General features: G+C 58.6%; 10 protein-coding genes. 3 read left to right on the top strand and 7 right to left on the bottom strand.

Annotated features, from left to right (window positions below; genetic code table 11):
- Positions 1-120 precede the first annotated feature (120 nt).
- The 6 genes from AB4N85_RS08080 to AB4N85_RS08055 form a co-directional block, all read right to left on the bottom strand.
- The gene (locus AB4N85_RS08080; protein WP_056785779.1) at positions 121-3,222 is read right to left on the bottom strand and encodes an MdtB/MuxB family multidrug efflux RND transporter permease subunit; all 3,102 of its coding nucleotides are present in this window, start codon (positions 3,220-3,222) and stop codon (positions 121-123) included.
- Positions 3,219-4,523, bottom strand: coding sequence for an MdtA/MuxA family multidrug efflux RND transporter periplasmic adaptor subunit (locus AB4N85_RS08075; RefSeq protein WP_252869482.1), 1,305 nt, complete (start codon positions 4,521-4,523; stop codon positions 3,219-3,221). The genes AB4N85_RS08080 and AB4N85_RS08075 overlap by 4 nt, the downstream gene beginning before the upstream one ends.
- 174 nt (positions 4,524-4,697) lie before the next feature.
- On the bottom strand, positions 4,698-5,198 hold the full coding sequence (gene tpx / locus AB4N85_RS08070) for a thiol peroxidase (protein ID WP_039760445.1): 501 nt from the start codon (positions 5,196-5,198) through the stop codon (positions 4,698-4,700).
- A 288-nt stretch (positions 5,199-5,486) separates the two neighbouring features.
- Positions 5,487-6,164, bottom strand: coding sequence for a DUF3313 domain-containing protein (locus tag AB4N85_RS08065; RefSeq protein WP_071172345.1), 678 nt, complete (start codon positions 6,162-6,164; stop codon positions 5,487-5,489).
- A gap of 129 nt (positions 6,165-6,293) precedes the next feature.
- Positions 6,294-7,268, bottom strand: coding sequence for a hypothetical protein (locus AB4N85_RS08060; protein WP_130911429.1), 975 nt, complete (start codon positions 7,266-7,268; stop codon positions 6,294-6,296).
- A gap of 429 nt (positions 7,269-7,697) precedes the next feature.
- Positions 7,698-8,189: a hypothetical protein gene (locus AB4N85_RS08055; RefSeq protein WP_095179923.1), complete on the bottom strand. Its 492-nt coding sequence runs from the start codon at positions 8,187-8,189 to the stop codon at positions 7,698-7,700.
- A gap of 197 nt (positions 8,190-8,386) precedes the next feature.
- Here AB4N85_RS08055 and AB4N85_RS08050 point away from each other — a divergent pair, with 197 nt between their 5' ends.
- Positions 8,387-9,079 (top strand): aspartate/glutamate racemase family protein, encoded by a 693-nt coding sequence (locus AB4N85_RS08050; RefSeq protein WP_095179921.1) that lies wholly within the window; start codon positions 8,387-8,389, stop codon positions 9,077-9,079.
- Between the two features lies 1 nt (position 9,080).
- Here the strand turns inward: AB4N85_RS08050 and AB4N85_RS08045 are convergent, their stop codons facing one another.
- Entirely contained in the window at positions 9,081-9,599 is a 519-nt protein-coding gene (locus tag AB4N85_RS08045) for a GNAT family N-acetyltransferase (RefSeq protein WP_056785767.1), read from the bottom strand.
- Positions 9,600-10,092: 493 nt separating this feature from the next.
- Here AB4N85_RS08045 and AB4N85_RS08040 point away from each other — a divergent pair, with 493 nt between their 5' ends.
- Both AB4N85_RS08040 and AB4N85_RS08035 read left to right on the top strand, forming a co-directional pair.
- Positions 10,093-10,452 (top strand): DUF6124 family protein, encoded by a 360-nt coding sequence (locus AB4N85_RS08040; protein WP_217863473.1) that lies wholly within the window; start codon positions 10,093-10,095, stop codon positions 10,450-10,452.
- A gap of 408 nt (positions 10,453-10,860) precedes the next feature.
- Positions 10,861-13,611 carry an Ig-like domain-containing protein gene (locus AB4N85_RS08035; RefSeq protein ID WP_460067653.1) on the top strand — a complete coding sequence of 917 codons (2,751 nt, stop codon included), beginning with the start codon at positions 10,861-10,863 and terminating at the stop codon, positions 13,609-13,611.
- The last annotated feature ends 247 nt before the right edge of the window (positions 13,612-13,858 follow it).

Genomic DNA, 13,858 nt, shown 5'->3' with positions numbered 1-13,858 from the left:
CGCATACCTCTGTGGGAGCGAGCCTGATCGCGAATGCGCCCTTACCTTCAACTTTGGCAGTGACTGACCTCCCGCTTTCGCGAGCAGGCTCGCTCCCACAGGGGAGATATATTCCGACAGTCATACCGCGACCTCTTCACCTTCGGCTTTGGATTTGCCAAAGCGCCTTCCGAGGCGGTCGAAGTACAGGTAAATCACCGGCGTCGTGAACAGCGTCAACACCTGGCTCACCAACAAGCCGCCGACCATCACCAGACCCAACGGCTGTCGCAATTCAGCACCAGACCCAGTGGCCAGCATCAGCGGCACTGCGCCGAACAACGCCGCCAGCGTGGTCATCAAAATCGGCCGGAAGCGCAGCAGCGCCGCTTGATAGATCGCCTCTGCCGGGGCCATGCCCTGGGTGCGTTCTGCGTCGAGGGCGAAGTCGATCATCATGATCGCGTTCTTCTTGACGATACCGATCAACAGAATGATGCCGATGATCGCGATCATGCCCAGGTCGTTGCCGCTGAGCAGCAACGCCAGCAAGGCACCGACTGCGGCGGACGGCAAGGTCGAAAGAATGGTGATCGGGTGGATGTAGCTCTCGTAGAGCACACCGAGGACGATGTACATGGTCACCACGGCCGCCAGAATCAGCAGCAAGGTGCTCGACAGCGAAGCCTGGAACGCCTGCGCCGCGCCCTGGAACTGAGTCTGCACGCCGACCGGCATGCCGATGTCCTGCTGCACCTGCTCGATGATGTCCACGGCATGCCCCAACGCCACGCCCGGCGCGAGGTTGAACGACATCATCACCGCCGGGAACTGGCCGATGTGAGTGATCGCCAATTGCGCCTGACGCTCTTCGACATGCGCCAGACTCGACAGGCGCACCTGCGCGCCGTCGGTGGTCTTGACGTGAATCTGATCCAGTGCCTGCGGGCCGATCTTCTCCCCGGCCTGGGCTTGCAGCACCACGCGGTACTGGCTGGCCTGAGTATAAATGGTCGAAATCTGCCGCTGGCCGAAGGCGTCGTACAGCGCATCGGTGATATTCGCCACCGACACGCCAAGGCGCGATGCGGCGTCGCGGTCGATCACCAGATAGACCTGCAAGCCTTTGTCCTGCAGATCACTGGCCACGTCGGTCAACTCCGGACGCTGGGCCAGGGCTTCGACCAGACGGCCGCTCCACTGGCTGAGCAATTCCGAGTCCGGCGAGGACATGCTGAACTGGTACTGGGTGCGGCTGACCCGGTCCTCGATGGTCAGATCCTGCACCGGCTGCATGAACAGACGAATGCCGACCAGTTTGTCCAGTTGCGGTTGCAGGCGAGAAATCACTTCACTGGCCGTCAGATCGCGCTCGCCGTGGGGCTTGAGGTTGATCAGCAAGCGGCCGCTGTTGAGCGTGGCGTTGTCGCCGTCGACGCCAATGTAGGACGACAGGCTCTGCACCGCCGGATCTTCAAGAATGATCTTGGCCAGTTGCTGCTGGCGCTCGCCCATCGCCGCGAAGGAGATCGACTGCGGCGCTTCGGAAATGCCCTGAATGACGCCGGTGTCCTGCACCGGAAAGAAACCCTTCGGCACGATGACGTAAAGGAACACGGTCAACGCCAGCGTGCCGATGGCGACCAGTAAGGTCAGCGGCTGATGCTTGAGCACCCAGCGCAGCATCCGCCCGTATTCCTTGATCATCCAGTCGATGAACGCACCGCTGGCGCGGTAGAAACGGCCTTGCTCGTGCTCCTGCGGTTCACGCTTGAGCAGGCGCGCGCACATCATCGGCGTCAGGGTCAGCGACACCACCAGGGAAATCAGGATTGCGACCGCCAGGGTGATGGCGAACTCGCGGAACAGGCGCCCCACTACATCGGCCATGAACAGCAGCGGAATCAGTACGGCGATCAGCGACAGGGTCAGGGAAATCAGGGTGAAGCCGATCTGTTTCGCGCCCTTGAGCGCTGCCTGCATCGGGCTGTCACCTTCTTCGATGAAGCGCGAAATGTTCTCGAGCATGACGATGGCATCGTCGACGACGAAACCGGTGGCAATGGTCAGCGCCATCAACGTCAGGTTGTTCACCGAGAAACCGGCGAGGTACATCACGCCAAAGGTGCCGATCAGCGACAGCGGCACGGCGACCGAGGGAATGATCGTCGCACTGGCGCGGCGCAGAAACAGGAACGTGACCATGACCACCAGCGCGATAGCGATCAGCAGTTCGTGTTGCACGTCGGTGACCGAGGCACGGATGGTCTGGGTGCGATCCGTCAGCACCGTGACGTCGAGGCCGGCCGGCAGGTTGTCGGTGATGCTTGGCAGCAAGGCCTTGATGCGGTCGACCACTTCGATAACGTTGGCGCCGGGCTGTCGCTGGATGTTCAGCAACACCGCCTGATTCTGGTTGGCCCACGCGGCCAGACGCTCGTTCTCGGCGCCATCGACGATTTCCGCGACGTCCTTGAGCCGCAACGGTGCGCCGTTCTTGTAGGTCAGGATGAGGTTGGCGTAGTCCTCGGGCGAGGTCAGTTGGTCGTTGGCATCGAGCATCGACACCCGGGTCGGGCCGTCGAAGTTGCCTTTCGGCTGGTTGACGTTGGAGGCGCCGATCAGCGTGCGTACGTCCGACAGGTTGAGGCTGTTGGCCGCCAGCGCTTCGGGGTTGACCTTGATCCGCACGGCCTGACGCTGGCCACCAGCAATGCTGACCATGCCGACGCCGCTGATCTGGGCGATTTTCTGCGCCATGCGCGTATCGACCAAGTCATTGAGCTTGGGCAGCAGCATGGTTTTCGAAGTGATGGCCAGGGTCAGCACCGGGGTGTCCGCCGGGTTGACCTTGTTGTACACCGGCGGTGCCGGCAGGTCGGTGGGCAGCAGGTTGGTCGCGGCGTTGATCGCGGCTTGCACCTGCTGTTCGGCGACGTCCATGTTGATGTCGAGGCTGAAACGCAGGGTCAGCACCGAAGCGCCGCCGGAGCTGGTCGAAGCCATTTGTGTGAGGCCCGGCATCTGCCCGAACTGGCGTTCAAGCGGCGCGGTGACGGCGCTGGTCATCACGTCCGGACTGGCGCCGGGGTACAGGGTCATGACGCGGATGGTCGGATAATCGACCTGCGGCAAGGCCGAAACCGGCAGCAGGCGATAAGCGATCAGGCCGGCCAGAACAATGGCCAGCATGCTCAGTGTGGTGGCTACCGGACGGAGGATGAACAGCCGCGAAATGTTCATGCGCCCTTCTTGGCCTCGTCGGCTGTGGTCGCATCAGGATTGGCGGCGGATTTGCCTTGCAGGTGTTCGGTCGGCGAGGTCGGCACTTCGCTGCTGTCATTGACCACTTCGACTTCGCTGCCCTCCTTCAGGCGATCGGTGCCTTCAAGCACCACGCGATCACCTGCGGCGAGGCCTTCGGTGACCACGGTGTTGTCACCGTCGCTGGCACCGATTTTCAGTTGGCGAATGGTAACTTTCTTGTCGCCGTCCAGCGCATAGACAAAGGTGCCATTGGTGCCGAACTGAATCGCTGCCGACGGTGCCAGCACTACACCTTTGAGCGTGTCGGCCAGCAAATGAACATTGACGAACTGATTGGGGAACAGCGACTGGTCGCGGTTATCGTAACGGGCCTTGAACTTGAGGGTGCCGGTAGTGACGTCGATCTGGTTGTCGAGGCTTTGCAGCACACCGGTAGCCTGCAGCTTGGTGTCGCCCCGATCCCACGCTTCGGCAGGCAGTTTAGCTCCGCTGCGGTAACGCGCGAGCACGGTGTCGAGGCTGTTCTCCGGCAAGGTGAAGGCCACGCTGATCGGTTGCGTCTGGGTGATCACCGCGAGGAACGTCGTGTCATTGGCGGCGACGAGGTTGCCGACGTCGACCTGACGCAGACCGACGCGACCGGCAATCGGCGCGCGGATCTTGGTGAATTCGAGATTGAGCTTGGCGTCGTTGACCGCCGCCTGATTGGTCTTGACCGTGCCCAGGTACTGGCCAACCAGCGCTTCGGCGGTGTCGAGGGTCTGTTTGGCGATGCTGTCTTCTTTGTACAGGCCGCGGTAACGCTCGACGTCCACCTGAGCGTTTTTCAGTTGCGCCTGATTCTGCAGCAACGTGCCTTCGGCCTGGAGCAAAGCGTTCTGGTAAGGACGCGGATCGATCTCGGCCAACAGGTCGCCCGCCTTGACCATCTGCCCTTCTTCGAAATGAATCTTTACCAGCTCGCCGCCCACGCGGCTGCGAACATTGATGGTGTTCAGCGCGGTGACCGTGCCCAGCGCCTTGTAATACAGCGGGAAGTCGCCCTTCACCGCCGGCGCCACACGCACCGGAATCGGCCCGGTACCGCCGCCGAAGCCAGGCCGCATCATTCCCGAGCGCCCGGTATGCCCAGCGGCCGCTTTGTCGCCGCCCGCCTTGTCAGCAGAGCCGGTGGGCCAGAATTTCCAGCACAGGACAGCGATGACCAACAGGACCAGCAGGCTGATCAGCCAGCGACGGGATTTGCGGGGGGACGATTGCATGGAGTTATTGACCATTGGGCGCGTGGGCTTCTATTACGGGAGGCTGAACGATAAGCACTGAGTCGATTTAAGCAAAGCAGCTTTACCGGCAATTTACCTTCCACTTACGTTTCAAGGTGTGAGGCAAAACCCTGATACACAAATGAAAACGGCCTGGACAGGGCCAGGCCGTTAACAATTGTAAAAGTCTTACTTGAGAACGGACAGTGCCGCTTCGTAGTTAGGCTCTTCGGCGATTTCCTTGACCAGTTCGCTGTGCAGAACGTTGTCGTTTTCGTCCAGCACCACAACGGCGCGAGCGGTCAGGCCTTTCAGCGGGCCGTCAGCAATGGCCACGCCATAGTTTTCGATGAACTCGCTGCCGCGCAGGGTCGACAGGTTCTGTACGTTTTCCAGGCCTTCAGCACCGCAGAAGCGTGCCTGGGCGAATGGCAGGTCAGCGGAGATGCACAGCACCACGGTGTTGCTGATGTCGTTGGCCTGGGCGTTGAACTTGCGCACGGAGGTGGCGCAGGTCGGGGTGTCGACGCTTGGGAAAATGTTGAGGACTTTGCGCTTGCCGGCGAAGTCTTGCAGGGTGACGTCGGACAGATTGCCGGCTACCAGGGAAAAGGCTGGCGCCTTGGAACCGGCTTGTGGCAACTGGCCGTTGACTTGAACCGGATTGCCTTTGAGGGTGACTTGAGCCATGACTTGAGTCCTTCTGTTTTTTGAATGGAAAGCATGCAAGAGGCGGAAGTTAACCACGAAATCGGCTGACGACCTATGCCCTGTTTGAAATTGTTGGGTGCTGAACGGTGACATTGTATACAACCCACCGCAGCTTCCCTGTAGGGGTGAGCCTGCTAGCGAAAGGGTTGTGTCAGGCCGCATATTCGAAACTGATACACCGAAATGCGAGCAGGCTCACTCCCACACTGAATACATGTCCAGTGTGGGAGCGAGCCTGCTCGCGAAAAGGCAACCAGCCTTACTGCATCATTTGGCTTCAGATTTGAGTTTCAGATACGACTGATGCAGATCGCTTGCCCAGCCATCGATCACCGCTTTCATGTCGTCGGCTTTCATCACCTGGGAAGAGTTTTCCAGCGGTTTGCCGGTGCCTTTGCGCACCACCTGCGCGATGACATGATTGGTCGCGCCGTCCATGAATACCGCTTCGGTGGCCAGCGTGGTTTCCTGGTCGCGGATGCCAGAGGCCGTACTTACCGCTGCGGCGACCAGTGCGATCGGGATCACCTCATAGACTTGCAGGCCTTCGGTCTTGCTGCTGACTGCGGTAATCGCCGGACGCACCACAATTACGCCCGGCCCGGGACCTGCGGCCAACGGCAGCGATTTGCCGAGTTCGCGCTTGAGCGCCTGATCGTAATAACTGGTGATGCCGTTGAGAGTCTGCTGGGGGATTTTCTCGGTGGCTTGCGGCTTCGGGTAGAGCTGGCTTGGCTCTACGTAAACGCTGGTGAATTTATTGATGTCGAGTTTCGGGTCCATCCAGCGCATCACCTCGGCACCAGAGGGTGACTTGGCCTCCTTCAGCTGGCTGTAATCCTTGAGAAAGCCGGAATACTGGTCAGGCTCGACGGTTTTGCTGGAACAACCCACCACGCCAAGGGTGGCAATGCACAGCGTGCCCATCACGACGGCTAGCTTCATGCTGTAATTCCTTTGAGAAGGCCAAGACATTTTGCATAGGGGAGATACAGGTATAGCCAAAACCCCGGCAAATGCGATGGCCAATTGCAAAGTTCACATCCGACAGCGCGTGTGCCTCGCCAACCGGTATTACCAGGAGGATGTTTCGCCACTGCGCAACGCCATCTCTCGCCGGCTATTGGCGCGCATCGCCTTGATCAGCGACACCGTTCCCACCAGCAGAATCGCCGCACCAAACAAGAAGTCGATGTTGTATAGCTGGAAATCTTCCACCGGACCGATCAGCAATGTGCGCACCACCGCAATTCCCACCAGCGTCGCGAGAAAGTCGATCCCCGGCTCATCGCGGTAAAACACCAGCATCAGCGGCAGGCACAGCACCAGCAAGAGCAGCAACACCACGACCTTGAACGAGCCTTTGCGCTCGACGCTGAACGCGCACTCATGCGCCCCGTACGGCTTGTAGTCCTCATCGCGGATCATCGAGTTTTTCTCGTTGATGTAGTCGGCGCGGTTGTACTTCTGGATCGGCGTGAAGGTGTTGGACATCTCCATCAGCGTGGTGATGTTCTTGAAGCGCAAGTCGATGCGCTCGCTGCCCTTGAGGTAATACAGCACCGGTTTATAGCCGTAGCGATAGGTATCGAAGGGGAACGCGGCAGTCTGAGCGTGCACGCCGATTGCGCGAGGCTCAAGTTCGGCGAAGGCGCTTTTGTTGGTCGACGAGAGGTTGCGGCTCAGCGGCTGCACCTTGACCTGCTCGAGGAAGATCGGCGTCACGCCGAACGACCACTGCAGCGGTTCCAGACGCAGGCGCAGTTCGTTGCGGCCCAGGTCGTAGCGGTTGAAGGTTCGTTCGGAAACCACCAGCGAGCCGCCAACCATGAATTCGCCGCGCAGGTTGTTGGTGACGCGCAAGGTCAGTTGATCCTTGCCCAGCAACGCCGCTTCACTGGTCGGTGGCGTGCCGCACCACGCGGTGCTTTCGCCGACACCGCCGAGCTGGCCGTCGCGGTTTTCCTTGAATACGTAAAAGTAACTGGCCCACAGCGTCAGCAGCAAAAGCGACGCCGTGAGACCGAGGATTTTTTTACCCGGACTCACTGATCAGACTCCCTTCTTCGGTTCCATCGTCCAGCCGAAAACCCGCTGGCGACGGCGACTCTACCAAAAGGCCATCAGTGACCCAAGGGAAAATGCCGGATTGGCACCGAACCTAAGGGTTTCCCCGGTCTACGCCTCACTCCTCCTGCGGATGTGGCGCTGGCCCGGCGTCATGCTCAGATTGCTTGAGGGCTCAGGTGATGGAGATGCTTTTTGATGCGCTGGGCGTGATGTTTTTGTGGCTGGCGGCGGGCTGCCCTCACCCTAGCCCACTCCCAGAGGGAGAGGGGACTGACCGAAGTGTTTGTAGGACTCACGTCGACCTGAAATATCGCGTCGAGCTCAAGTTTTGAACATCACTCGGTCTGCCCCCTTTCCCCCTCGCCCCCTTGGGGGAGAGGGCTGGGGTGAGGGGGTAAGCTTTTGATCTTAACCGCGATCGCGAGGTATCAGGCTCTGCAATTGCTGAGCAAGGAAATCGGCGTCGAAGGCAAACGTATCCGGATCCTTCAAGCCATTGGTCTTACGCCACTGCCATGCGCCATCCGCCAGGCCAACCAGGGAAATACTCCCGTACCGCGCCGCCGTCAGCCCCATCACTGCCAGGGAAATCTGCCCGCCGCTGCCCATCACATCCGGCACAAATTCCACCGGTTTGCCGGCAATCACAATGCTCAATTTTTCCGTCTTGAACGTCGAGGTTTCCACCGGCACGCTCGGCCCGGATGCGACATACGCCTCGCGACTGACCTCCAGCAGATTGGGCGCCTTGACCGGTTCAAGCCATTGTTCGATCTGGTCGAACAGCGCGCCAATCCGAGCCGCCCAAGCAGCCGATTGCGTGGTGAACAGTTGCTTCTTGTGCGCTTCGCTTTCGGCATATTGGCGCAGCATCTCGCCCAGTTGCTGTACGTCGTTCATTGCGGTGTTCCTCGGAAAGGACCTGCGAAGGGTGATAGTGGCAGATCCCCGGCGCGGCGTACGTTTAGTTCTTGCAGATGCACAGTTGCGGGAAAGATCGGCGGTACAGTCAGTCGGTACTGGCGTCGAGTCTCGAACAGAAGGAAACTTCAGGCAGCCCTGAATGCTCGACACTGACATTTGCTTGAGGAAATCCAATGCGCACCATCGGCCTTATCGGCGGCATGAGCTGGGAGTCCAGCGCCGAATACTATCGCCTGATCAACCAACAGGTTCGCGAGCGCCTCGGCCCGTTGCGCTCGGCGCAGTTGCTGATGTACAGCGTCGATTTCGGTCCGGTCGAACAGGCCCAGCACGCCGGGCGCTGGGACGATGCAGCGGCGATTCTGGTGGATGCCGCGCGCAGGCTCGAAGCTGGCGGCGCAGAATGCGTGGTGCTGTGTACCAACACCATGCACAAGGTCGCCGAGCAGATTCAGGCGGCGATCAGCATTCCGTTTTTGCACATTGCCGAACCCGCCGCGCAGGCTGCACTGGAAATCGACGCGCGCACCGTCGGGTTGCTCGGCACCGCGTTCACCATGGAGCAGGACTTTCTCAAGCAACGTCTGATTGCCCAAGGCCTGACCGTACTGGTGCCGGATGAAGCCGAGCGCAAAGAGGTGCACCGGATCATCTACGACGAACTCTGCGTGGGTGTGATCAGCGAACAATCGCGAGAAATCTATCAAGGCGTCATCCAGTCCCTGACCGCCCGTGGCGCCCAGGCAATCATCCTCGGCTGCACCGAAATCGGTCTGCTGATCAAACCCGAACACAGCGCCCTGCCCCTGCTCGACACCACCGAGTTGCATGCGCAGTCAGCAGTGGCGTTCGCACTGGGCGACTGACTCAGGCTTTCAGGCTATTGCGTAGACGGGCCATGCTCAGGGTGTCGACCCACTGCCCGTCGCGCACCGCATAATCACGCAACAGCCCTTCGGCCTCGAAACCGAACTTGCGATAAAGCCCGATCGCCGCCTCGTTATCGGCGTAGACCGTGAGTTCGACGCGGTGCAGATTCATCCAGTTATCGGCGACCTCCAGCGCCGCCGCCAACAACATCGATCCCACGCCCTTGCCCTGCCAAGCCGCCCCGACTGCCATGCCGAAACTGCCGGCGTGGGCGCGGCGCATGCGGGAATAAGCTTCCAGGCCCAGATTGCCGATCACCACGCCTTGGTCCAGGGCAACCAGTTTCAGCGCACGTTCGTTATCAGCCTGAAGTCGCTGGCGCCAGACCTCGGTGGATTGAAACGGCATTTGCAGCACTTGCCGTGCAACGACGGGGTCGTTGTAAAGCGCAGTGATACCTTCGAGGTGGGATTCGTTGGAGCGTTCGAGATGGATCGTGGAGGTTGGGTCTGACATGGGATCGGTCCGTGATCAGCGTGTGGCTGGTCACTCTAAACCGCTGATCTGGAATCTGGCGAGATGAAATTGTGGGAGCGAGCCTGCTCGCGAAAGCGACCTCATAGCCAACACCTGCTTCCCGGCAAAAACGTCTACCGTGCTGTCGCCAATTTTTTGTTTTTTAAACGCCGCTGTTTAAAGGACACCTGCTGACACGCCTTCCAGGCTACAAATCCTTGCGTCGTTGCCTACAGCCAAGCCAGAATCCGCCGGCTTGTGCGCCTTGGGGGCGGGTTCTATTGTGGTGCGGTCGCTGACGAATCAGCGATCGGGTCTCGCAGCCCGTCGATCTCTGGACGCACAACACCCGCTGTTTTTATGGCGGCTGTACGTGGGAGACCTTCGGGTCTGCCGGTTCTAGAGTCCCGGTCTGCGACCCGCGTACAGCTGCCACCAACCATTTCGTATCGCAGCGAAAGGTGGCAGCTCCGTCGACTCTAGGAGCTTCACCATGATCAAACCAACACCCAACCCACCCGAAACCGACCCCACCTCCCCCTACGAATCCCTCGATTCAAAAAAACTCCACGAAGCCGCCGATCGCGCCCTCGACCACTACCTCTGCCCACCCGGCTCGACCCCACCACCCTTCAGCCCCCGCGCCATGTACGCCGTCACCGCCGACACAAAAAACGAAGACCTGCTGGCCAACGCCTGTGAAACCCTCGCCTCGGCCAAAACCATCGCCCAGGAATTCGCCGGATTGGTCAAGCCATCCCAGCGCCGAACGCTGATGGGGATTGCGCAGTTGATCATGCTCGGCGAACTGGCGGTGAATCGGGTGCTTGATAATCTGGAGTTGCCGCAGTAGCGGGCCTTTGATGATCGTTTCCACGCTCTGCGTGGGAATGCCTCGAGGGACGCTCCGCGTTCCAGCTCTGGTGGGGACGCAGAGCGTCCCGGGCTGCATTCCCACGCGGAGCGTGGGAACGATCAACGCGTAAGCAATGAAGATTCCTGTGGGAGCGAGCCTGCTCGCGAAAGCGTCGGAGCAGTCAGCATTGCAACCGAACATTACGACAAATTCGCAAGCAGGCTCGCTTCCGCAACTGCCGCGCGGACAAGATCCGGCAAGACCGCTCGTCTGAATACCGCCTGTACCTGTCAGATCTGACAGGTGTGCTTTTTTTCAAACTGGAGTGAGATGGATCCCATTCAATGCACGGCACGGCACGGCACGGCACGGCACGGCACGGCAAAATTCTCAGGGAGCGCTTCCATGGATATCCAGTCTTCGATTTTCAACGAATTGTTTGTCTTGTATCCGGTCATCATCAGGGGCTGGGTCACACCGGTGAAGCCGCAGGGCATTGCCCAAGGCGGGATTCCCAAGGTGCTTTACGATGGCGAGACGCAGGGTCTGGAATGTCTGATAGATCCGTGGACGGAAATGCAGCTCGCTTCCTGGACCATGGCCGCTGATGACCGCGTCGATCTGTACGTCAACGACAACCCTACTCCCGCAACGGGCAAGACCGTTGCCCCGGGCGAAGAACAACAGCGGGTGCGCTTGTACTTGCCCCACGGCTGGCTCAATCAGGGCGTCAATCGCCTGTATTACAAGGTCACGCGCGTAGGAGGTAACGATGAATCGTCTCGGGACACGCTAGCCCTCTACCATTTGCGTCTGCCGGAATCTCTGGATCTGATCATTCCGCCGGAAGTAGTACGTGAAGGCGTGGGGCCGGAGCTCGCCGCACGAGGTGTGACATTTGCGTTTACTTACACCAACCGACGCCACTTCGACTCCATCGTTTTTGCGCTCGGCGATACCACCGTGCGCTTCGACGTGCCCGACGCGCCGGCCCCGATTAACCTGACCCTGCTCACCGATACCTTCCAGCGTGCCGGTGACAACCCGAATGCTGTGGCGGAATTCAGAGTATTTGACCAATTGGGCAATGCCGTCATGTCAGGTGAAAAGCGCGTGGACATTCACCTCGGTCGCCTTTCTCTGCTGGCACCCACCGTCCGTGGCATGAACGGCAATCAGTTCAGTCCGACCACTCCGGAAATCAGAGTCCTCGTACCGCAGGGTTCGTTACTGCCCACCGACACGTTGTGGGTGAACTGGCAAGGCGCGACGGCTGTCCCTGAAGGCTCCTACCCAAGCCCGCCTCGGCTGGTCAGTGCCGGCCTGGAGATTGCGGTACCGCGCTCGGTGCTCGCCTACAGCCTGGGCCAACGGGTTGCAGTCAGTTATTTTATCGACCGCGACGACAAACCCGTGGAGTCGGCTGTGTTGCTGCTGGACATTCTGCCGCTGCCGGCAACCGCTTTGAACTCCCCGAAAATTGTCGAGGCCGATGCCAACAATTTTCTCGACATAACGGCGCTTGGCACCAAAAACGCAACCATTCATGCGCTGCTGCATACCTTGATTGAAGCCGAACAGCCCTGCTGGCTGCGGCTAGAGGGCAAGAAGGCTGATGGCACTGCACATGACTTGACTCTCTGGGCTGGGTTGCCAGCTAGAGTCAACAGCACTTGGATCAACCAGGGATTCTGGCCACAGACGCTGGCGAACAATTATCTCGTTCAATTGGGGCATGGCACGACACTGACGCTTAAATACCTGGTGGCGCTGGACAAGAGCAATATCGAAACGAACGCAGTGAAATTTCCGGATCGGGTTTACACGATCAAGTCTGTAGAACTGGTTGTGCCGACACTGGACAGGGTATTGGACTCGAACGGTGAGGAAGTGCTGGAAGGGGGATGGACGGTCAGCACTAGCTTAACGTTGTCGGGAACTGCCAGTAAGGGACTGGATATCGAGGTGTTCGATGATGATGGGTCGAGCACGGTTGCCAAAGGCCGAGCGACGGCCGACCCGCTGACGGGAATCTGGACACGGGAAGTAACTGTTGCCGAAGGGAAGCACCGGTTATTTGCCAGATCGTTGTATCACAGTGGTGAGGTGGATTCTGACGCGCGGAGTTTTACGGTGACAGCGGATGTTGCGCCGACGATTGATTCGGTTAAAGGCTCTCCGAGTGGCAATGACATTAGTCATGGAGGCGTCATCGTTGAAACGGCTGTGGACCTCACTGGCACAGCGGCGAAGGGCGAGAAAGTCCAGATTCTGGACAATGGCGAGTATGTAGCAGAATCCTCAGCGGATACCAATACGGGCAAATGGGTTCTGGAAATCACAGGGCTGACAGAAAAAAAACATAGTTTTACGGCAGAGGTGAAGTACGGCCCAGGACAAAGCTCAGCCACATGGACGCTTACGGTAACGGCGCTGGTGATACCCTCCCTAACTAATATAATTGACGATATGGGTATGGACATTCCCAGCGGCCAAACTACCGCAAGCACGACATTGACACTCAAGGGCAAGGCAAGCAAGGGTTTGAAGGTTGAAATATTTGATGATAATGGTACGAGCGTTGAATCAAAAGGCGATGCCACAGCCGAGGCGTTAAATGGCACGTGGATGCTGCGACTGTTTGACCAGCAACTGGGTGCTCACAACTTCCACGCCAAATCCAAATACAGCGACGGCCATGTATCAAATTTCCACAAATTAACAATCGTTAACTATGTAGAAGAAACCTTTGATGACTTGCCTACCGGGCCTGCAACGGAAACTCCGACCATGTTTATATCTGGAACCGTTAGCATCCAAAAGAATTACCACTTCGCACCTGGTTACCCGACAGGTCACGCACTTACATCAGGCAGCTTCATTTACGAAAATCAAACATGCCGCATGCAACTTAAAAGGAGCTATAAAAGAATCACACTATTAATGCACTCTTCCAGCATCAGAGCACCTGGACATATACGCATTTATCGAGACAATACATTAATAAAAACCATACCAACCCATTACCTTGCCGGCAACACATCGGACTCACTCCAACTTACAGAAGAAGGAGGAATTGACCTTGTAGAAATTTATGGAAGTTATCTGGGGACGGTAGGTGCCTTTCAAATTGACAGCGTCCGAATGTATAAGTAATCGTTGGCACATCATGCAGATTTGCCGCGATGACTGCGATTTATTAAGTAATGGATATGGTGGTTGGGCTGACGTCATCGGGTGCACAAAAGGGACAGATTTAATTAACCAGTGATTGATGATCGTTCCCACGCTCTGCGTGGGAATGCCTCGAGGGACGCTCCGCGTTCCAGCTCTGGTGGGGACGCAGAGCGTCCCGGGCTGCATTCCCACGCAGAGCGTGGGAACGATCAACGCGTAAGCAGTG

This window comes from Pseudomonas sp. H1_G08 (assembly GCF_054681355.1).
This window is presented reverse-complemented; position numbering and strand designations above follow the sequence as displayed.

Coding starts and splice junctions, on each gene's coding strand:
- AB4N85_RS08080 (WP_056785779.1), bottom strand. CDS start 3,222: ATGAACATTTCGCGGCTGTTCATCCTCCGTCCGGTAGCCACCACACTG.
- AB4N85_RS08075 (WP_252869482.1), bottom strand. CDS start 4,523: ATGGTCAATAACTCCATGCAATCGTCCCCCCGCAAATCCCGTCGCTGG.
- tpx (WP_039760445.1), bottom strand. CDS start 5,198: ATGGCTCAAGTCACCCTCAAAGGCAATCCGGTTCAAGTCAACGGCCAG.
- AB4N85_RS08065 (WP_071172345.1), bottom strand. CDS start 6,164: ATGAAGCTAGCCGTCGTGATGGGCACGCTGTGCATTGCCACCCTTGGC.
- AB4N85_RS08055 (WP_095179923.1), bottom strand. CDS start 8,189: ATGAACGACGTACAGCAACTGGGCGAGATGCTGCGCCAATATGCCGAA.
- AB4N85_RS08050 (WP_095179921.1), top strand. CDS start 8,387: ATGCGCACCATCGGCCTTATCGGCGGCATGAGCTGGGAGTCCAGCGCC.
- AB4N85_RS08045 (WP_056785767.1), bottom strand. CDS start 9,599: ATGTCAGACCCAACCTCCACGATCCATCTCGAACGCTCCAACGAATCC.
- AB4N85_RS08040 (WP_217863473.1), top strand. CDS start 10,093: ATGATCAAACCAACACCCAACCCACCCGAAACCGACCCCACCTCCCCC.
- AB4N85_RS08035 (WP_460067653.1), top strand. CDS start 10,861: ATGGATATCCAGTCTTCGATTTTCAACGAATTGTTTGTCTTGTATCCG.